The sequence below is a fragment of the Roseobacter cerffii genome, from assembly GCF_054226325.1.
Window position 1 is genome coordinate 2,599,594 of the sequence record NZ_CM135757.1, and the last position, 19,992, is coordinate 2,619,585.

General features: G+C 62.8%; 20 protein-coding genes. 12 read left to right on the forward strand and 8 right to left on the reverse strand.

The window, feature by feature from the left end; genetic code table 11:
- Positions 1-135: 135 nt before the first annotated feature.
- Positions 136-1,548, forward strand: coding sequence for a protein adenylyltransferase SelO (locus tag ACVC7O_RS12600; RefSeq protein ID WP_458322476.1), 1,413 nt, complete (start codon positions 136-138; stop codon positions 1,546-1,548).
- Positions 1,549-1,746: 198 nt separating this feature from the next.
- On the opposite strand, the gene ACVC7O_RS12605 is transcribed toward ACVC7O_RS12600, so the two are convergent.
- Entirely contained in the window at positions 1,747-2,637 is an 891-nt protein-coding gene (locus tag ACVC7O_RS12605) for a DMT family transporter (RefSeq protein WP_458322477.1), read from the reverse strand.
- 77 nt (positions 2,638-2,714) lie between these two features.
- Positions 2,715-4,055, reverse strand: a complete 1,341-nt coding sequence (locus ACVC7O_RS12610) for a DEAD/DEAH box helicase (protein WP_458322478.1) — start codon at positions 4,053-4,055, stop codon at positions 2,715-2,717.
- Positions 4,056-4,405: 350 nt separating this feature from the next.
- Between ACVC7O_RS12610 and ACVC7O_RS12615 the strand changes: the two genes are divergently transcribed.
- From ACVC7O_RS12615 to ACVC7O_RS12640, 6 genes are all read left to right on the forward strand, one after another.
- Positions 4,406-4,819, forward strand: a complete 414-nt coding sequence (locus ACVC7O_RS12615) for a Fur family transcriptional regulator (RefSeq protein ID WP_458322479.1) — start codon at positions 4,406-4,408, stop codon at positions 4,817-4,819.
- Positions 4,820-5,254: 435 nt separating this feature from the next.
- A complete protein-coding gene (halA, locus tag ACVC7O_RS12620; protein ID WP_458322480.1) occupies positions 5,255-6,334 on the forward strand; it encodes an anti-phage Hailong system effector protein HalA in 1,080 nt (359 codons plus the stop codon).
- Between the two features lie 64 nt (positions 6,335-6,398).
- Positions 6,399-7,043, forward strand: coding sequence for a hypothetical protein (locus ACVC7O_RS12625; RefSeq protein WP_458326138.1), 645 nt, complete (start codon positions 6,399-6,401; stop codon positions 7,041-7,043).
- 538 nt (positions 7,044-7,581) lie between these two features.
- Complete coding sequence (locus ACVC7O_RS12630; RefSeq protein ID WP_458322481.1) at positions 7,582-8,454, forward strand: DMT family transporter; 873 nt, start codon at positions 7,582-7,584, stop codon at positions 8,452-8,454.
- A gap of 62 nt (positions 8,455-8,516) precedes the next feature.
- Positions 8,517-9,791, forward strand: a complete 1,275-nt coding sequence (gene eno, locus ACVC7O_RS12635; RefSeq protein ID WP_458322482.1) for a phosphopyruvate hydratase — start codon at positions 8,517-8,519, stop codon at positions 9,789-9,791.
- Positions 9,788-10,303 (forward strand): GNAT family N-acetyltransferase, encoded by a 516-nt coding sequence (locus tag ACVC7O_RS12640; RefSeq protein WP_458322483.1) that lies wholly within the window; start codon positions 9,788-9,790, stop codon positions 10,301-10,303. The genes eno and ACVC7O_RS12640 overlap by 4 nt, the downstream gene beginning before the upstream one ends.
- On the opposite strand, the gene ACVC7O_RS12645 is transcribed toward ACVC7O_RS12640, so the two are convergent.
- Positions 10,293-11,372 (reverse strand): NAD(P)/FAD-dependent oxidoreductase, encoded by a 1,080-nt coding sequence (locus ACVC7O_RS12645; RefSeq protein ID WP_458322484.1) that lies wholly within the window; start codon positions 11,370-11,372, stop codon positions 10,293-10,295. The genes ACVC7O_RS12640 and ACVC7O_RS12645 overlap by 11 nt on opposite strands.
- A gap of 46 nt (positions 11,373-11,418) precedes the next feature.
- Between ACVC7O_RS12645 and ACVC7O_RS12650 the strand changes: the two genes are divergently transcribed.
- Complete coding sequence (locus ACVC7O_RS12650) at positions 11,419-11,838, forward strand: cupin domain-containing protein (RefSeq protein WP_458322485.1); 420 nt, start codon at positions 11,419-11,421, stop codon at positions 11,836-11,838.
- A 44-nt stretch (positions 11,839-11,882) separates the two neighbouring features.
- Here ACVC7O_RS12650 and ACVC7O_RS12655 read toward each other — a convergent pair whose 3' ends face one another.
- Positions 11,883-13,007 carry an anhydro-N-acetylmuramic acid kinase gene (locus ACVC7O_RS12655; protein ID WP_458322486.1) on the reverse strand — a complete coding sequence of 375 codons (1,125 nt, stop codon included), beginning with the start codon at positions 13,005-13,007 and terminating at the stop codon, positions 11,883-11,885.
- Positions 13,008-13,071: 64 nt separating this feature from the next.
- Between ACVC7O_RS12655 and tyrS the strand changes: the two genes are divergently transcribed.
- On the forward strand, positions 13,072-14,322 hold the full coding sequence (gene tyrS, locus ACVC7O_RS12660; protein ID WP_458322487.1) for a tyrosine--tRNA ligase: 1,251 nt from the start codon (positions 13,072-13,074) through the stop codon (positions 14,320-14,322).
- Here the strand turns inward: tyrS and ACVC7O_RS12665 are convergent.
- The gene (locus ACVC7O_RS12665; protein ID WP_458322488.1) at positions 14,319-14,450 is read right to left on the reverse strand and encodes a hypothetical protein; all 132 of its coding nucleotides are present in this window, start codon (positions 14,448-14,450) and stop codon (positions 14,319-14,321) included. The genes tyrS and ACVC7O_RS12665 overlap by 4 nt on opposite strands.
- 46 nt (positions 14,451-14,496) lie before the next feature.
- On the opposite strand from ACVC7O_RS12665, the gene ACVC7O_RS12670 reads away from it, so the two are divergent.
- Complete coding sequence (locus ACVC7O_RS12670; RefSeq protein WP_458322489.1) at positions 14,497-15,381, forward strand: GNAT family N-acetyltransferase; 885 nt, start codon at positions 14,497-14,499, stop codon at positions 15,379-15,381.
- A gap of 55 nt (positions 15,382-15,436) precedes the next feature.
- Entirely contained in the window at positions 15,437-16,192 is a 756-nt protein-coding gene (locus tag ACVC7O_RS12675) for an SDR family NAD(P)-dependent oxidoreductase (protein WP_458322490.1), read from the forward strand.
- Here ACVC7O_RS12675 and ACVC7O_RS12680 read toward each other — a convergent pair.
- From ACVC7O_RS12680 to ACVC7O_RS12690, 3 genes are all read right to left on the reverse strand, one after another.
- Positions 16,189-17,997 carry an ABC-F family ATP-binding cassette domain-containing protein gene (locus tag ACVC7O_RS12680; RefSeq protein ID WP_458322491.1) on the reverse strand — a complete coding sequence of 603 codons (1,809 nt, stop codon included), beginning with the start codon at positions 17,995-17,997 and terminating at the stop codon, positions 16,189-16,191. The two genes, ACVC7O_RS12675 and ACVC7O_RS12680, sit on opposite strands and share 4 nt — an antisense overlap.
- A 69-nt stretch (positions 17,998-18,066) precedes the next feature.
- Complete coding sequence (locus tag ACVC7O_RS12685; protein ID WP_458322492.1) at positions 18,067-18,816, reverse strand: GNAT family N-acetyltransferase; 750 nt, start codon at positions 18,814-18,816, stop codon at positions 18,067-18,069.
- 46 nt (positions 18,817-18,862) lie between these two features.
- Positions 18,863-19,324, reverse strand: a complete 462-nt coding sequence (locus tag ACVC7O_RS12690) for an outer membrane protein assembly factor BamE (protein WP_458326088.1) — start codon at positions 19,322-19,324, stop codon at positions 18,863-18,865.
- A 108-nt stretch (positions 19,325-19,432) separates the two neighbouring features.
- Here ACVC7O_RS12690 and ACVC7O_RS12695 point away from each other — a divergent pair, with 108 nt between their 5' ends.
- Positions 19,433-19,990, forward strand: coding sequence for a YceD family protein (locus ACVC7O_RS12695; protein ID WP_458322493.1), 558 nt, complete (start codon positions 19,433-19,435; stop codon positions 19,988-19,990).
- Positions 19,991-19,992 lie beyond the last annotated feature (2 nt).

The window sequence follows — 19,992 nt, forward strand, 5'->3', positions numbered from 1 at the left end:
AACGCGTCGCGCTCACTCTGACGGGGAACAAGTTGCGGTGAGGCCGAACGCAAGACGCAGCGACCGTGACTCCGCATCGGCGCGACGTGCACCCAGCCACTGGCGCGCCGGAGCCCGCGCGCCTATGTAGGATCCATGAGCTTCACCGCCCCCTTCGAGAACACCTACGCCAGCCTGCCGCCCGGCTTCTACACAAGGCTGAACCCCACCCCGGTGAAGGCGCCACAGCTCTTTGCCTATAACGCCGATCTGGCGAAGCTGCTGCGCCTGCCGGAAGCGCCCGAGGCGGATCTCGCCGCCATTTTTTCCGGCCAGACCGTGCCCGACGGCGCCGCCCCGCTCGCCCAGCTCTACGCGGGCCACCAGTTCGGCAGCTTCAATCCCCAGCTTGGGGACGGCCGCGCGATCCTTCTGGGCGAGACCGTGGGCACCGACGGCATCCGCCGCGACATCCAGCTCAAGGGCTCCGGCCCCACGCCCTATTCCCGCATGGGCGACGGGCGCGCCTGGCTCGGGCCCGTCCTGCGCGAATACGTCATCTCCGAGGCCATGCACGCTCTCGGCATCCCCACCACCCGCGCGCTCGCCGCCGTGCTCACCGGCGAGGATGTCTACCGCGAAACCGCCCTGCCCGGTGCGGTCCTCACCCGCGTCGCGCAAAGCCATCTGCGCGTCGGCACCTTCCAGGTTTTCGCCCATCGCGGCCAGAAAGCCGAGCTCAAACAGCTCACGGACTACGCCATCGCCCGTCACTATCCCGATGCCGACGGCCCCATGGGCCTCTTGCGTGCGGTCTGCGCCAAACAGGCCGAACTTGTCGCCGCCTGGATGTCGGTGGGCTTCATCCACGGCGTGATGAACACGGACAATTGCACGATCTCGGGCGAAACCATCGACTATGGCCCCTGCGCCTTCATCGACGACTACCATGCCAACACGGTCTTCAGCTCCATCGACCAGATGGGCCGCTATGCCTATTCGAACCAACCCCGCATCATCGTCTGGAACATGGCGCAATTCGCCACGGCTCTGCTGCAACAGGCCGACGACCCCGCCACACTCGTCGACGAGGCCACCGAGATCGTGCACGCGATGCCCACCCAGATCGAAGCCGCCTGGCTCCGCCGTTTCGGAGCGAAACTGGGCCTCGCAAACCCAGAAAAGGACGACACCGCGCTCATCGAAGACCTGCTGAAACTCATGCAGGATCAGGGCGCCGATTTCACCAACACCTTCGACGCGCTGGCCCGGGGAGACGCCCGCGACCAGTTCACCGACCGCACCGCCTTCGACAACTGGGCCACGCGCTGGCAAACCCGCATCGCGGACGAAGATGACCCACAAAGCACGATGCAGGCCGCCTCCCCCCGGATCATCCCCCGCAACCACCGCATTGAAGAGATGATCCAAGCCGCCGTCGCGGGCGACACCGCCCCCTTCACCCGGCTGATGCAGGCGCTCGCGCACCCTTTCGCAAGCGATGACACTGACCTCATGCGCCCGCCCACGACAGCCCAACGCGTCCCCGCCACCTTCTGCGGCACCTGACGCGCCCGCGCGGCCCTTCACCCGTCCCAGACTACTCAAACCCGATGCAAACCGCGCATCACCAGCCTCGGCGCTCCCTAGCCCGGGCTCCCCGGGTCACCTCGCCGGGGCTCCGCCCGTTCAGGGCTCAAAAGGTCCACTGGACCTTTCGGCGTCTGCGATGCACCGCCCTTCACCCTTCCAGAAATACTCAAAACCCTAACCCGCCACCCTAGGTCGCCGGTTGATCAGGTAAATCCCCGCCGCCACCAGCACCAGCGCCACCCAGACCTTCGCGCTCACGTCCTCGCTCAAGAGCAGCCAACCCAGGATCACCGCGAAGACCGGCGACAGAAAGCTGAACGAGGCCACGGAGGACGCCGGGTAAATCGACATCAGCCAGAACCACGCGAGAAACCCAAGGCTCGCCACGGCAATGATCTGGAACAGCATCCCGGCGATGTGGATCGGCTGCAGATCGCGGATGAGATCGCCAAAGCCAAGCGACGCGAGCAGCAACAGCGGCGCCGAGACCAGCACCTGGAACATCAGCTGCTGCGCAGGCGGCACAGCACTGAGCGGCGTGACCTTCACACAGAGCGCAATGCCCGCCCAGCACATCGCCGAGGTCAGCGCCAGCAGATCGCCGGTCAGGCTCGCGGTCGTGTCACTGCGGTCCAGCAGCGCCAGCGCCACACCCCCCATCGCCAGCACCAGGCCGATCCCCCGCACGCCCGTCAACCGGTCCGAGGGGATGAGAAAGTGACTCGCGATCGCCAGCCACACCGGCATCGAATAGAAAACCACCGAGGCCCGGCTCACGGTCGTGAAATCCAGCGCGGTAAAGAGGCAGGTAAACTCCAGCGCAAAGAGACAGCCCGACAGCACGCCAGCAGGCATCGCCGCGCGCGGCACCTGCAGGCTGATCGCCCGCAGCCGCATCCAGAGCAGCAATACGATCACCGCCCCGGCGGAGCGCAGTCCGGCGGCAAAGACCGGGTTGAACCCGCCATTGGTGACCTTGATCACCACCTGATTGAACGCCAGATGCAGCGCAAATGCGATCAGCGCCGCCGCCCCAAGGGCATCCATGTGAGACTTCCGCTCCATGGCGCCACAAAGGGCGTCGGGCCGGAGAATGTCAATTCCCCGGCCCGCACACTCAGACACTTACATCGTGACGCTATTCAGGCGACGTGTTGACCGCCCCCCGACGGTTTCGCCGCGCCACCCTGAGCACCACCCGGTTTGCCGCCGCGCCGCCGCCGACGGCGGTTGCCCCCAGGCTTGGCCCCTTGCGACTGTGCTCCGGCGGGCTTGCCGCCGCCCTGGCCGCGTCCGCGCCCCCGACCACGCCCGCGGCCCTTCGGCTTGGCGTCCGACGGCAGATCCATCGCCTCCCAGGGACGGCCCGAGCCCACGGGAATTGCAATCCCCATGGTCTTCTGGATCGCCTTCAACTCGCCCATCTCATCCGGGGCGCAAAAGGCAATGGCCGCGCCATCCTTGCCCGCCCGCGCAGTCCGCCCGATCCGGTGCACGTAGTTGTCCGGTACATTCGGCAGATCGTAGTTATAGACATGCTTCACATCCGGAATATCGAGGCCCCGCGCCGCCACATCCGTGGCCACCAGCACCTTGATCTCACCGGACTTGAAGGCGGCAATCGCCCGATCCCGCTGGCCTTGCGATTTGTTGCCGTGAATGGACCCGGCGGCGTATCCCGCCTTCACCAGCGTCTTCATCAACTTCTCAGACCCGTGCTTCGTCCGCCCAAAGACCAGCGCGCGCTCATCGCGATGCTTGTCCAGCATCTCGATGAGCAGCCCCGCCTTCTCGGATTTGGCGATGAAATGCACCTCCTGCGTGACCTTATCAGCGGCCTTGCCCGGCGGTGAAACCTCCACCCGGATCGGCCGGTTCAAATAGCTCTGCGCCAGCTCGTTCATCTGCTTCGGCATCGTCGCCGAGAACAGCATCGTCTGCCGCTCGCTCGGCAGCACCGCCGCAATCTTGCGCAGATCATGGATGAACCCCATGTCCAGCATCTGATCCGCCTCGTCGAGCACCAGAAACACCGTCTCGTCGAGCCGCACCGCGCGCCGGTCCATCAGGTCGAGCAGGCGCCCCGGTGTCGCCACCAACAGGTCCACCCCGCGCTCCAGCCGCTTGATCTGATTGTTGATGGACTGCCCGCCCACCACCATCGCCACGCGCACATTCGTCTTCTCGGCAAAGCCGCGCAGGTTCACGCTGATCTGTGTGGCCAGCTCCCGCGTCGGCGCCAGCACCAGCCCGCGCACGGACCGGGGCGCAGGCCGCCCCTGCAGCTCCAGCATCTGCGCCACCAGCGGCACACCAAAGGCCGCCGTCTTGCCGGTGCCGGTCTGCGCCAGCCCCATCACATCCCGCCCGTTCAGCGCATGCGGGATCGCCTGCGTCTGAATCGGGGTCGGGTCCGTCAGACCCATCTCCTTGAGCCGCGCCACCAGCTTCGGCGGCAGGCCCATCATATCAAAATCGCTCATTCATCTCTTTCTGGCGCACCGCGCGCGGCACGCAATATCTCTGTGGCAGCCAGCCCCTCGGGCCCTGCCGCGTGGCACGCCAACCGGATCGCAGGCCCCGCCTCATGCAGGCGCCCGTCCGTGGCGTTTGCACCCACGCGTGATTTTGGGAACATCAGCGGGCCGTTCGAATGGAGCGCATCTGGCGGGATATCCCCGCAGCGCTCAGGCCTGCTCACGCGGCAGACGGCTTCGCTGGGATGCACATGAGGGCTGGCGCGCCCTAAGTCAACCGCAAAGCACGAAAAAGGTCACTGGAAGCACGGCGAAATTGCCGCTACACCTGTCGCCCAATCGACCGAAGGACCGAGATGAGCACCACCATCATTGAGCGCTGCGAGGCCAAGGGCCTGCGCATGACCGGCCAGCGCCGCGTGATCGCCCGAGCGCTCGAAGAAAGCGCCGATCACCCCGATGTGGAAGAGCTCTACGCCCGCGCCGCGGCCATCGACGCCGGCATCTCGCTCGCCACCGTCTATCGCACCGTAAAGCTCTTCGAGGAGGCCGGGATCCTCGACAAGCTCGAATTCGGCGACGGCCGCGCGCGCTATGAAGACGCCGAGCGCGACCACCACGACCACCTGATCGACATCACCTCGGGCGAGGTCATCGAATTCGTCGACGCCGAGATCGAGGAGTTGCAAGACCGCATCGCCCGCAAACTCGGCTACGAGCTCCGCGGTCACCGACTCGAGCTCTACGGCGTGCCGCTGAAAAAGCGGTGAGGGCAGGCGCCCTCTTTGTCACGCCGATGTGCTACAAGATCCTAGGCTACGAAGCGGAACGTAACGTCCGCTTTGCGCAGAAAGCGGACTTTGCAAAATTCAGCAAACTCATGCAGGGACGGCCCATTGCCGCCATTCGTCGGACGAAGGGTGATGCTGAGTCATAGCCTGTTAAACCAGATACTAGCTGCGGATGCTAGCTCGCGTCGAATGCAACTCCGCTGATCGCTCAATATCGTGGTGCCGCCAATAACAAAGCGAAGCTGGGCGAACTGCACATCGGTTCGATCAACACTAAATCGAGACACATAGCGTGATTGCAGCTCACACCCTGCTATGGACTATTCCATTTCCACCCATCTGCTTGTACCACTCTCTCTACCGACGCATGTCCGACCCAGGACTTCTTCATGCTCGGTAAATCGAGGGATCGAAATGACCGAGGCGAATAGTTACAATGGACGACGGATCAATTCGAATGCCTTTTTCGAACCTATCTACGATCCAGAGCTCGCAAAAAACCTGTCGCCTGAAGACTTTGGGGTAGGAAGCTGGGATTTCTCTCAGCAGAAGGGCCCCTGCAAGTTCGTTTTTAAGGGTGACGACCTAAAAAAGGATTATGAAAAGATTGATGGAATTATTTTCTTAGAATGCGATATTTTGGGAGTTCAAGGAAAAGCGATTACATTCAAGAAGTGCATTTTTACGAAGTGTGACTTTCGAGGCGAGTTTAGAAATGTGAAATTTTCAAATTGTACTTTCGATACTTCTTCCCTTTCGCTTGTCAAATTCCATAACTGTCAGTTCAGGGACTGTACATTTGTCAATATAGGTGCGTCGGGAAATGAAACTCAGTTCGTTCTGTCAGATATAACAAACCCAGGCGATTTCCTCAAAGCAGTGTCAACAAATCTGCTTCATCTCCCTTCGGGAAAGACAAAAGAGTACCAGTTACTTCGATTGGAGCAAACCAAGGCAACACTTGCTCGTGTAGTTTTGAGCAATCAGTCAACTGAAGGGTCCGACTTGTCTTATTATGACGCAGTCAAAGCCTCTACTCTTTACGGAACTCGTTCCCGCGGAGTTGCTGCAAAGTTGAAACTACCTCGATTTGACGATCAGGAAGCGCGAGAGAAGCGTAAAAAGCCTGTTGAGTTGTTGGCGTGCGCAGCTTCGCTATGCACTCAGGTAAGCACATCATGTGAGTATTGGATCCTCCAAACAGCGGGTTTAGCAAACGCTTGGGGCAGAAGTATTTTTCGAGTGATTTCAATTGGTATTTTCCTAGTATTTCTTGCTGGTTGGTTGCGCAGCTATTTTCTTTGTCATACTTTTATGGATAGCATTGTTGATGCTTCTGAAGTGTTTCTACTATTTGGCTACACGAAACACAGCATGCCGCAAGACGTGCTGCGTAAAGATTTGCTGAATCTGGGCACCGCCTTTCTGGGCCTGTGTTGGTTCGCAGTCGCTGCCGCAACCATCGTAAACCGAGTAACAAAGGTTCGTGGGTGAAATGAGCGCATGTGTCCTTTTGTTTGGCAGTATGGCTCGTGGAGACAGCAGTGAGACGTCAGATGTGGACTTGCTGGTCTCGGAGGACACGGGGAGCATAAGAAGCGAGCGCACTGGGCGTGTCGAAGTTCAATACACCCCAAAGAAATATCTGATGGAAATGTCAGCGCAAGGCGATCTTTTTGCTATTCACCTTGCCTATGAAGCAAAAGTCGTTGCAGACCCTGATGGCTTCTTCGATAGTTTCAAAGAGTCTTTGAGGATAAAATCCTCCTACATTGAGGAGCGCGAAGCTGCATCTGCTCTGGCTGCCTACCTGCTAAAGCGCAAGCTATCGAGACCTCAAATTCCAATAAGAAATAAAAGAATTGCTTGGTGTGTGCGAACAATACTGATTTCACTACTCTTAGAGGAAGGAGAGATTGTATTTTCACCAATACGGCTACAAGAGCTATATCATGACAAGCGAATTAATATTCTGCTCGACGCAAGAAGAACGAAAATTAGAACTTCTGGCTATAAAACAGCCTTGCGATGGTTTCTTGAGGAGTATGGTGAAGCTGACTTCGCGCGAAAAGGACTGAGAGAACTTCGCAAAGATTTCAAACAACAAGATAACAAAGTGGCCAAATCAACGATCCGCTCACTTTCACGATCTATTGCAAACCCGCCGTATCATCCTAGTTTTGCAAAAATGCTGAGAGATTGATGCATTACATTTGAAAGTTACGAAGGATCTGCTCAGACTACACGCTATTTTGACCGAAAGAACCAACTAAACCTCAACTTGGGCCAACAGTATTTTCGCATCTCCAGCTATCGTGAATTCTTCCGGACTACGCCCTCAACAACGTCAGGTATTGCGGCGAAATGATCAAGCCGAGCAAACGGAGCGAATGTCAAAAATCCCGCCGGGGGCGTTAGAGTTGGCACAAAAATCACTGAAATCCAATGTCTGCTTCGGGCTGAACGCACACATTAACCCATCCTTCACAAACCACACCGCACGCTCTGTTACTGCGGCAAGAACCGACGTACGCACCGACGTGATACCGACGCAACACCGACGTGATACCGACATCCGATTTGCCATGATCGCCTGCCGTTAAGGGCCATCCGCGCGCCGAGCCCGAATTCGAGCAATCTCCGTTGCGCGCCCGCTGCGTTAACCTTTGCCGCGCCCCCGCCGATTGACCTCATCACCGCTTTCTGAGAGGAGGCTCTCACGCCCCCTTGAAGGACACCCCATGGACAACTTACGCGGCGCGGCCTTGATGGTGCTGGCCATGCTCGCCTTCGCCATCGAAGACATGCTGATCAAATTCATGGCGGCTGCCCTGCCCGTCGGCCAGATCATCGGGATGATAGGGTTCGGCAGCGCGGTACTGGCGGGCGCGCTGCTCGTCGCCCAAGGCCAGCCGCTCTTCTCGCGCTCCATGCTCACCCCCGCCATCGCCATCCGCTCCCTGGGCGAGCTTGTGGGCACGCTTGGCTTTGTCACCGCCATCGCGCTCATCCCGCTCTCGACGGCCTCCGCGATCCTGCAAGCCACGCCGCTCTTCGTGACCCTGGGGGCGGCGCTTTTCCTCAAAGAAACAGTGGGTTGGCGGCGCTGGATGGCGATCCTCGTGGGCTTCGCCGGGGTTCTGCTGATCATCCGCCCCGGCATGGAGGGCTTCAACTGGCTCTCGCTTTTTGCCCTGCAAGGGGTGGTCGGGCTCGGTCTGCGCGACCTCGCCACGCGACGCGTCCCGCGCGAGACCTCGACCCTGCAGCTCAGCTTCCTCGCCTTCCTTGTCCTGATCCCGGCCGCCGCGATCCTGATGGCCATCAACGGCACCGCCCTGGTGGCGCTCTCACCCGCCAACTGGACCTATCTGGCCCTGTCCCTGGTGATCGGCATCGTGGCCTACTACGGCATCGTCGCCGCCATGCGCATCGGCGAGGTCAGCTTCGTCACCCCCTTCCGCTATTCCCGCATCCTCTTCGCCCTGATCATCGGCACGGTCGTCTTTGCCGAGCGCCCCGATACGTTAACCCTGCTCGGCGCCACAATTGTCGTCGCCTCGGGCCTCTACACCCTGTGGCGCGAGCGGAATGTTGGCGCTAACAAGACCTGAGGGTTTCCATCACGGCCCGCGCCCGTTAAGACGCTGGCAACCATATTTTACAGGAGCCGGACATGAGCACCATCATCGACATTCATGCGCGCGAAATTCTCGACAGCCGGGGCAACCCGACCGTGGAAGTGGACGTGATCCTCGAAGATGGCACCATGGGTCGAGCGGCTGTGCCCTCTGGTGCCTCAACCGGCGCCTACGAGGCCGTTGAGCGGCGCGATGGTGACAAGAGCCGCTACATGGGCAAGGGCGTCCTGGAGGCCTGCGCGGCAGTGAATGGTGAGATTGCCGAGGCGCTGGTGGGCATCGATGCGACCGAGCAGGTCGAGATCGACACCGCGATGATCGAGCTTGACGGGACCGAGAACAAATCCCGCCTTGGCGCCAACGCCATCCTCGGCGTGTCGCTCGCAACCGCGAAGGCCGCCGCCGATTTCTGCACCCAGCCGCTCTATCGCTATGTGGGCGGCACCTCGGCCCGGGTTCTGCCGGTGCCGATGATGAACATCATCAACGGGGGGGAACACGCCGACAACCCCATCGACATCCAGGAATTCATGATCATGCCGGTGGCCGCGGACAATATCCGCGATGCCGTGCGGATGGGAGCCGAGGTCTTCCACACGCTGAAGAAAGAGCTGTCCGCAGCGGGTCTGTCGACGGGCATTGGTGATGAAGGCGGCTTTGCGCCCAACATTAACTCCACCCGTGACGCGCTTGATTTCATTCTGAAATCGATCGAGAAAGCTGGATACAAGCCGGGTGGCGATATCTATCTCGCCATGGATTGCGCCGCGACCGAATACTACAAGGACGGCAAATACGAACTCGCGGGCGAAGGCAAATCCTTGAGTTCGGATGAGAACGTCGCCTACCTCGAAGCGCTGGTCAGCGACTACCCGATCATCTCCATCGAAGACGGCATGTCCGAAGACGACTGGGACGGCTGGAAAGCCCTCACCGACGCTCTGGGCGACAAGGTCCAACTCGTGGGCGACGATCTCTTTGTGACCAACCCATCCCGCCTCTCCATGGGGATCGAGCGGGGCTCGGCCAACTCCATGCTGGTCAAGGTGAACCAGATCGGTAGCCTGACAGAGACGCTGAAAGCGGTCGACATGGCGCATCGCGCGGGCTTCACCAACGTGATGTCGCACCGCTCAGGCGAGACCGAGGATGCGACCATCGCCGACCTCGCTGTGGCCACCAACTGCGGACAGATAAAGACTGGCTCGCTCGCCCGGTCCGATCGGCTTGCCAAGTACAACCAGCTCATCCGGATCGAGGAAGCACTTGGCGAGACCGCAGAGTACGCCGGGCGCGCCATCCTGCGGTGACAGGCACACTGAGCGTCCGCGCGGCCACCAGCGCGGCGGACCTCGACGCAGTGCGCAGCCTCTGCTGGGAATATCGCGACTACCTCGTGAATTTCGACCCAAAGCACCGCCCGATGATGGAAACCTTCTATCCAGAGGACGCGTATGTCGCGCTGATGCAAGACCTGCCTCAGAAGCATGCGCGCCCGCGTGGTGTGATCCTGCTGGCTGAACTCGACGGCAGGCCGGTCGGGTGCGGCATGACCCACCCGCTGAATGACCAGGATGCCGAGATCAAACGGGTCTTTATCCGGGCCGAAGCGCGCGGCACGGGCGCGGGCCGGGCCCTGTCGCAGGCGCTCATCGATCAGGCGCGGGCCGATGGCTATGCCCGGGTCCTGCTGGACACATCTGCCGACTTCAAGGGTGCGCAACGCCTTTACGAACGGCTTGGGTTTCAGGCGCGCGGGCCCTATGCACCCTTGCCGCCGGGAACTGCGGACAAGCTGGTTTTCTACGAACTCACACTGTGAACCGCTGCGGCCGATAGGGCGCCAGCAAGGCAGCCTGCGCGTTGGTGAGCCCCGTCTGCATGACCTCTGCCGCCGCGAGCTCGGCAACAAGCGGTGCAAGTGTCGCCCCGGAATGCATGGTGCTGACATAGAGCCCGTCTGGTCCGCAGGCGCCAATCACAGGCAGGCCGTCTTGCGGCATCGGGCGCGCGGCGAGGGTCACCTCATGCCACCGCAACGACCGATTGAGCAGCGCCGACACCCGCGCCATCGTAGCCTCCGCGCGCTGATCCGGGCGGGTCGTGATCTCTGTGCTCGCATCACTCTGATGGCCCGCGACCGTTGGCGCCAGCAGCACGCCGTCCGGCATTTGCCGCAGCTCCTGCCCAGGACCGACGAGAATATGGTTCAGAAGCGGCTCGATCGGCTCGGAGCGGAGGATCAGTGCGGGCCGGTGCACCATGGGCAGGGGGATATCCAGCGTCTGCAGCAGAGCCTCGGTCGCCACGCCGGCGGCGAGCACCACCTGGTCCGCAGGAAAGGTGCCAAGGGGCGTCTCAACGCCGCTCACCCGGCCCGAATGCGTCAGGAAACCGGTGACCTGCAGGCCAGTGACGCGCCGCGCCCCGCGAGCCGCCGCGGCGCGTAACGCTTCAGATGCCAGCTGACCCAGATCCACCGCACCTTCCTCGTCGAAGAGCAGCGCGCGGTCTGGCGGGGTCACGGCGGGCTCCAGCTCGGCAAACTCCGCCCGGCTGACCTCGCGCACCGCATATCCAAGCCGGCTCAACGCGTCCCGCTGCGCATCGAAGGCAGCGCCCTCTTCTTCCCAGCAGAGGCAGCCGGACCAGAGCGTGGCCTCCGATCCCAGATCGGCCTGCAGCCGGTGATGGGCCGCCTGCGCAGAACGGCGCAGGCGAAAGTGATCCTCGTCGAGATAAAAGCTCGCGTTGATCCATCCGAAGGAGGCACCCGAGGCCGCACTGGCTGGTTGCCGAGCTTCGATAACGGTCACATCGGCTCCAGCCTCGGCGAGGCGATACGCCGTCAGCGCGCCGATGATCCCAGCCCCGATCACAATGACTTCCATGCAATTGATCCTTGGCCCCACTGTTTCGCCAGACTAGCCTGCCGACATGACAGCACAAGAGATCATCGAACGCCTCGGCCTGACGCCGCATCCCGAGGGCGGCCATTATCGCCAGACCTGGGTGGCCGAAAACGCGGGGCGCCCGAGCGGGACCTGCATCTATTTTCTGTTGGCCGCGGGCGAGCGCAGCCATTGGCACCGCGTGGATGCCACCGAAATCTGGCTCTATCACGCAGGCGCCCCGCTTGTGCTGTCGATCAGCGAGACCGACGCGGGGCCTGCGAGCGAGCATCTGCTGAGCCCGGATCTTGCCGAAGGAGCGCCGCAGATCATCGTCCCCCAGGACCACTGGCAGGCGGCGCGCAGCACGGGCGATTACACGCTGGTGAGCTGCACCGTTTCGCCCGGCTTCCAATTCGACGGGTTTACCCTGGCAGACCCGGGGTTCGACATACCGACGCGCTAGAGCTTCGGACCGTACAAGACTGTTTTCGTTGGAATGTTATCGGGCTAGACGGCGATATCCGTCGCCTGTGGCCAACTCACCGTGCCGCCGCCCACGGCGGCGCGCACTCCCGTGGTGCCCGGACAACTGGTGGGCAAACCGCGCGCGACGCGCACTGCCAGATAGGCAAAGGCCTGCGCTTCAAGCATATCACCATCGAGGCCAACCTCTTCGACGGGCATCACCGGGCAATCGAGTGAAACGGCCAGCATTTTCATCAGGACGGGGTTATGACGCCCGCCGCCCGTGACCAGCACGCGCGCGGGCGGTGTGGGGCAATGCTGCATGCCTTCGGCCACGCCAGCGGCGCACATCGCTGTCAGCGTCGCGGTGGCGTCTGCGTCGCTCAACTCGCCCACAAGCCCGATCATCTCTGAAAAATCGTTTCGGTCGAGCGACTTGGGCGGGATGCGGGTGAAATACGGCTCCGCCAGGAACAGCTCGAGCGCGCCCTGCTCAACCGTGCCCTGCCGCGCGATCTTGCCGCCCTCGTCGAAGGGCAAACCCACGCGTTTCTGCAGCAGGTCGTTGACGGGGGCGTTGGCCGGGCCGGTGTCGAATGCAAGAAGCGCACCCGGCGTCTCGGGCCGGTCAAAGGACGGATCCACATACGTCAGATTGCCAACACCGCCGAGATTCAGAAAGGCCAGCGGCGCCTCGGCGCCGATGTGATGCGCGCAGGCAAAGTGGAAGAAGGGTGCCAGCGGCGCGCCTTCGCCGCCCAGTTCCACATCGGCAGAGCGGAAGTCCCAGACCACAGGCAGGTCAAGCGCCTCGGCCAGCCACGCTCCATCGCCCACCTGCAGGGTGCCGCGTGTACGCGGCGCGTGGGCCAGTGTCTGACCATGAAATCCGACGAGATCGATCTCCTCGAAGGCTTCGAGCAGCGCGAGATGCGCCTGCTCGACCACGTCGGTGGCCGCCTCCACCGCCTCGCCGGACCAGTGCCCAAGGGCCCCCCGCAGCACCCTTTGTTCCGCGTCGGTGTAGCGTCGGTATCGCGTCGGTCCGAAGTCTGTGATCCGGTGGCCGTCCGTCACGACGACAGCGGCGTCCACGCCATCAAGTGAGGTGCCGCTCATCGCACCCAGGGCGGTCAGATCGCCCGTTTTCCGAATGGCCCTTTTCAAAGCCTTTTCCTTTGTCTGCTCACCGCCTATAGAGTGTGCGGAATTTCAGCCGAGAGCAAGCACGATGACCTACCACCCGAAGTCCGATTTCGTGACCGTGATGATGGAACGCGGGTTCCTCGCGGATTGCACCGACTATCAGGGGCTGGACGCGGCAATGCTGAGTGGTGGGCAGCCCGGCTATATCGGGTTTGACGCAACGGCGAAGTCGCTGCACGTGGGCTCGCTCATCCAGATCATGATGCTGCGCTGGCTGCAAAAGACCGGCGGCAAGCCCATCACGCTGATGGGCGGTGGCACCACCAAGGTCGGCGATCCGTCGTTTCGCGCCGATGAGCGCCCGTTGCTGAGCGCGGACGCAATTGACGACAACCTCGCCGGGATCAAACGGGTCTTTTCCGCCTACCTGACCTATGGCAACGGGCCGTCGGATGCGATGATGATCAACAACGCCGAATGGCTGGACGATCTGAACTACCTCGACTTCCTGCGTGACATCGGGCGGCATTTCTCGATCAACCGGATGCTGTCCTTCGAGAGCGTGAAGTCGCGGCTCGATCGCGAGCAATCGCTGTCGTTTCTCGAGTTCAACTACATGATCCTGCAGGCCTATGACTTCATGGAGCTGCACCGCCGCTATGGCTGTATCCTGCAGATGGGCGGCTCGGACCAGTGGGGCAATATCGTCAACGGCATCGACCTCACGCGCAGGGTGATTGATGGCGAGGTTTATGGTCTGACGTCTCCGCTCCTGACCACCTCGGATGGCCGCAAGATGGGCAAGTCGCAGGGCGGCGCGGTCTGGCTCAATGGCGATATGCTGTCGCCTTACGAGTTCTGGCAGTTCTGGCGCAATTCGACAGATGCTGATGTTGGCCGCTTCCTCAAGCTTTACACGGAGCTGCCGGTTGAGGAATGCGACCGGCTCGGCGCCCTGGAAGGCTCAGAGATCAACGAGGCCAAGATCCGGCTGGCGAATGAGGTGACGACCCTGCTGCATGGCGCGGAAGCCGCGGTGGCGGCGGAAGCCACAGCGCGCGAGGTCTTCGAGAAAGGTGGCGTGGGGGACGATCTGCCAACGCTCACGCTAAGCGCGGATGATCTGGGCGATGGCATATCCATCGTGCAACTCATCGTGCGCTCGGGTCTCGCGGGCTCCGGCAAGGAAGCCAAGCGTCTGATTGCCGAGAACGGCGCGCGGTTGGATGACGAGCCGCTCACCAACGCCGGTCTGATGATCGACGCAGGCGCGCTCTCAAGCCCGATCAAGCTGAGCGCGGGCAAGAAGCGCCACGCGCTGGTGCAGCTGGCCTAGAACCAGAGCCGGTCGATCAGGGTCAGGATCGCGAAGACGGGGATCGACATCCCCACGGCGATCAGAGTTGCGGCTGTCTTGGTGAGACGCGGAGCGGGGGCAGCAATGCTCTTTGCAGATTTTTTCATGGCCCCATTAACCCCGACTTAGGTTTCGGATGGGTTAACTGTGTCCATGTTTGATGCCGCCCCTGCCGACACCCCTGCCCCCCTCCAGCAGAGCCCGCAGTTTGCACGGGCGCTGGACACCGTGGGCACGCCGCATCTGCAGATGCCCGACGGCACGCTGGTCCTGCGGCGGCGGTTCGGGCCGCTTCCGGTGAGCATGATCATCCGGCCTGCGGTCACGAGTGCCGCGGGCCTCGGTGCACTGGCCCGCGCAGTGCCCATGACAGGCCCGCGCATCCTGTCACCCGACTGCGCCCTGCCCTTGCAGGAGATCGGTGCGCTGCCGCTGATCAGCCCGGCCACCATCGCAACCCTTGATCTGACGCCAGACCGCGATGCGCTCATGACAGGGATGCATCAAAAGTGGCGCAACCGGCTGCGCCACGGACAGGCGCAGAAATTGCGGATCACGCGGCAGAACATGCCGGATGATCCGGGCCACTGGGTGTTGCAGGCCGACCTCGTGCAGCAGGCGGCGCGCGGCTATCGCAGCTGGCCCATCGCGCTGACCTTTGCCTTCGCCCGGGCCAACCCTGGCCAGGCCAAGCTCTTCACCGCTCACTGGGGCAAGGAGCCCGTTGCGGCGATGCTGATCCTGCGCCATGGCACCGCCGCCACCTATCACATCGGGCATACGCGAGCCTCGGGGCGGTTGATGTCCGCCAGCAATGTGTTGCTGTGGTCGGTGATGCTCTGGGCGAAGGCGAAGGGTGTGCAGCGGCTAGAGCTGGGCACCATCGACACCGAAGACGCGCGCGGTCTTGCGCGGTTTAAACTCGGCACCGGTGCCAAGCCGCAGACCCTGGGTGGGACCTGGCTCTGGTGGCCGCCGCTTACATCCCTCGCCAGCCCCATCGCGCGGATCGACCGCCGATTGATGGGTCTCGGCTAGACAGCGCTGCGGACCCGTGGTTATCTGAACAAGCGTTCAGATCAGGGAGGGCGCGATGATCCTGAAAGAGGCAGCCGCCATTGTCACCGGCGGCGCATCCGGGTTGGGTGAAGCCACGGCCCGCCATTTCGCCGCGGAAGGCGCCGCCGTGACCCTGCTGGATCGGGACGCCACGCGGGGCGCGCAGGTCGCCGCCGAGATCGGGGGCCACTTCGCGCAAACAGATGTCACCGACGAAGCCTCGGTTCAGGCCGCAATCGCTCAAGCCAAGACCCACATGGGGCGGATCACCGTGGCGGTGAACTGTGCGGGCATTGCGGATGCGGCCAAGACGGTGGGACGTGAGGGCGCGCATCCGCTGCCGCTGTTCCAGCGCACCGTCGACATCAATCTGGTCGGCAGCTTCAACGTGGCGCGGCTCGCCGCGGAGGCGATGCAGGAGAATGCGCCCGACGCCGATAGCGCGCGCGGAGTGATCATCAACACCGCCTCCATCGCTGCCTTTGACGGGCAGAAGGGACAGACCGCCTATGCCGCCTCGAAAGGTGGGGTCGTGGGGCTTGGCCTGCCGATGGCGCGGGATCTGGCCAGCCTCGGCATCCGGGTGATGACCATCGCGCCGGGCATCTTCATGACACCGATGCTCGCAGGCCTCGGCGAGGAGGTGCAGGCGGGGCTGGCCGCGGACGTGCCCTGCCCGCAACGGCTGGGCGATCCGGCGGAATTCGCACGGCTCGCGGGGTTCATCGTCAGTTGCGGCTATCTGAATGGCGAAGTGATCCGCATCGACGGCGCGCTGCGGATGCGCTAGGCCGAGGCTTTCTCTTCCAGCGTCAGCCATTCCTCCTCGGCTGCACCGAGTTTCTGCTGTCGTTCGACGAGGGCCGCACTGGCCTTTTCGAACTTCACCGGCTGCTCGGTGAAGAGCGCGGGATCGCTCAACAGCTCTTCGAGCTTGCCAATCTCCGCCTCCAACCGTTCGATCTCACCCGGAAGAGCCGCGAGGCGATGCTTCTCGGTAAAGCTGAGCCCGGTTTTGGGCGCTGCTTTCGGCTTCTCCATTGACGGCGCGGATTTGGGCTTCGAGGCACTTGGCGAGACATCATCCTGCTTGCGCTGGCGCAGGTAGTCGCTCCAGCCGCCTGCATAGACGGTCGCCCGCCCGTCACCCTCCATCGCGATGGTCGTCGCGGCCACACGGTCGAGGAAGTCCCGGTCGTGACTGACCAGCAGCACGGTGCCGTCGTAAGTCCCCAGGAGCTCCTGCATGAGGTCGAGCGTCTCGACATCGAGATCGTTCGTCGGCTCGTCGAGCACCAGCAGGTTGCTCGGCCGGGCCATGATCCGCGCCAGCAGCAGCCGCGCCTTCTCGCCGCCAGACAGGGAGCGGACCGGTGCACGGGCCTGTGCCTCGTCAAAAAGGAATTCCTTGAGATAGCCCACCACATGTTTGGGCGCGCCACGCACCATGACCTGATCGGCCTTGCCCGAGACGCGCATCTCGGGATCGCCGGTGAGACTGTCCCAGAGGCTCATATCGGGATCGAGCTGCGCGCGCGCCTGATCGAAGAGCGCCAGTTCCAGGTTGGTGCCGAGTTTGACCGTGCCGGTATCGGGCGCCTCCTGACCGATCAGCATGTTGAGCAAGGTGGTCTTGCCGACGCCATTGGGTCCGACCAGCGCAATCCGGTCGCCGCGCTGCACGGTCAGGGAAAAGGGCCGCAGGATGGTCTTGTCGCCGAAGGATTTGGAGATGCCGTCAGCCTCGATCACCTTGCGGCCGGATTTGGGCCCGGCGTCCAGTGCCATCGCCGCCGTGCCCTGTCGCTTGATCTGGGCGGCGCGTTCCGCGCGCAAATCCTGTAGCGCGCGCACCCGACCCTGGTTGCGCTTGCGCCGGGCGGAAATCCCTTCGACGGCCCATCGCGCCTCGGCCTTGATCTTGCGGTTGAGCTTGTGGCGCTGCATGTCCTCCTCGTCCCAGACCGTGTCGCGCCATTCCTCGAAGGCCTCGAACCCCTTCTCCTGCTGCCGCACCACGCCGCGGTCGACCCAGAGGGTCGCCCGGGTGAGCGCCCGCAGGAAGGCGCGGTCGTGGCTGATGATCACATAGCCTTTGCGGCTTTGCTTCAGCTCGTCCTCGAGCCAGGCAATCGCCTCGATATCCAGATGGTTCGTGGGTTCGTCGAGCAGCATGAGATCCGGGCTGCCCGCCATCAAACGCGCCAGCGCCGCACGCCGCCGCTCGCCACCGCTGGCTGTCTCGACGGGTCGCGCGGGATCGAACTTCAGCCCTTCGCCAGCGCGCTCGACCAGATACATCTCGGAGGGGTCCAGCCCATGCGCGGCGAAGTCGCCCAGGGTCTCGAAGCCAGACAAGTCTGGGTCCTGCTCCATGTAGCCGACGGAGACGCCCGGCCCCGGGATCACCTCGCCTCGGTCCGGCTCGACCAGCCCGGCAATCACCTTCATCAGCGTCGATTTGCCCGACCCGTTGCGCCCCACAAGCGCCACCCGATCCCCGGGCTGGATCACGAGGCTGAGGTCGTCAAACACAGGATCACCGCCGAAGGTCAGCGAGATCTCGTTCAGTTGCAGGAGCGGAACACGGGCCATGCGCGCCAGCTAAGCCGCGTGGCCCCCGAGGTCAACGCAGGAGGTGCCGTCTCGTCGAAAAATCGGTTGTCAGGCCAATGCGCGCAGCAGACGCTTGCGGGCCGCGGGGATCGCACCGATCTCGACCCCTGTAAACACATGCAGCGTGTTCATCTGCCGATCCACCACCGCGTGGTCACTGACCCAGCCGCCCATCATCAGATAGGTGCGCAAAAGCGGCGGCATATGCGCCATCGCCTTTTTCAGATCAGGCTTGCGCCGCAACCGGGCGGCAAAGCGGAACACATCCGGCGCCTTCACCCGCGGCAGCCAACGCTTTGGCGCCAGATGCCGCGCCTTGAGCATGGCAAAGGCGTCGAGATACTCTTTCGTCTCCGTCCCTGCAAAGGACGAGCAGCCGAAGAGCAGCTGAACATCGTGATCATCCACGTAGGCGGTCATCGCGGCCCAGGCGACGCGCAGGATGTCCGGGTTGCGCAAGTCGGGGTCGATGCAGAAGCGCCCCATCTCGACCATACGGCCCTCGAAGGTCTCGAGCGCCGAGAGCTCGTAGTATTGCGCGGCATAGCTGGCCGAGAGCTCGGCCCCGGTGAGTTCCTGCATGCGGAACGTGCAGACCAGCGCGCCGGTCGCGTCGTCCTCGATCAGAATATGGGCGCAACGCTCGTCAAAGGCATCTGCGTCGCGGGAAACCGGCAAGCCGAAGCACCGGGCCCGCAGCCTCTGGGCGTCTTCGATATCCTGTGGAGAGGCCGCGGTGCGCGCGGTGTAGTGGCCCTTGTGCAAAGAGATCATCGCGGCCTCCGGCGCAACCTTCATCCTGGCGCCGCTTCTAGCACGGCTTTTTTGACGGTCGCGTGACACCCTAGTTGTCGATATCCGCGCCTCCGGGCGTGATCCGACCGATGTTGCCCAGAAGCTGGCGCAGGAAGGTGGTGTCGCGCACGCCCGAGCTGGTGACACGGCGGGTCAATGGCACCACCTGGCCGCGCTCGAGCCCGAAGGTTTCGAGGTTGGTCACAACGCCCGCATCGTCAAAGCTGATCGCCAGAACGCGCCGCTCGACCACCTCCGGCTCGAGCATCGCGACGGTGCGGATGCGGCTGCGGACAAAATACATCGCGTCATCGCCGATGACCGACCCCGATGCGGCAGAGCCCAGCGTTTCTTCAACGCTGTCGCGGGTGTCGATGCCAACCACGATCTGGTCGAGGTCTTCAGGCGGCGGAAAATAGCCGTGGTCCCGGTAGATGCCGCCACAGGCGGTCAGGCCAATGCACGCCGCCAGCAGAACCGCTTGACGCATGCTGCGCGGCATCCTTCCCATCACCGCAATTCCGATACCCATTCCACCTGCCCTCTTGCCCTTATGCACCGCGGCTTTTATCTCGCTTACACCATGCACCGCACATGGTTCAAGAAACGAAAGTGCCCGATGGCCCAGCAACCTTCCCCCTCGCCCGACGCGCTGCGCGTCGCGGAATTGAACCAGAACAGCCCGACACCCTTTGCGCTGCGGCCCGATGCAGAGGCGTCGCGCGCGCTGGCAGCAGAGCTGGATTTGCTGGGGCTGCGCAAGCTGTCCTTTAGCGGTGAGGTCGTGGCGCAAGGAGGTGTGGACTGGAAGCTGAGCGGCCAATTGGGCGCCACTGTCGTGCAACCCTGCAGCGTGACGCTCGAGCCCGTGACCACCCGCATCGAAACGCCGGTGCAGCGTCTGTATCTCGCCGACTACGAAGAGGTCACCGCCCCCGAGGTAGAAATGCCCGAGGACGACACCACCGAGGCCCTGGGCCGTTGGATCGAGCCCCACGCGGTGATGGTGGAGGCTTTGGTCCTCGCCCTGCCGCTCTATCCGCGCAGCGACGGGGCGGATTTGGGGGAGCAGGTCTTCACAGAGCCCGGTGTAACACCCATGCGCGATGAAGATGCGAAGCCCTTCGCAGGACTTGCCAATCTGAAGGCGCAGATGACGAAGCCGTCGAAAGACTGAAC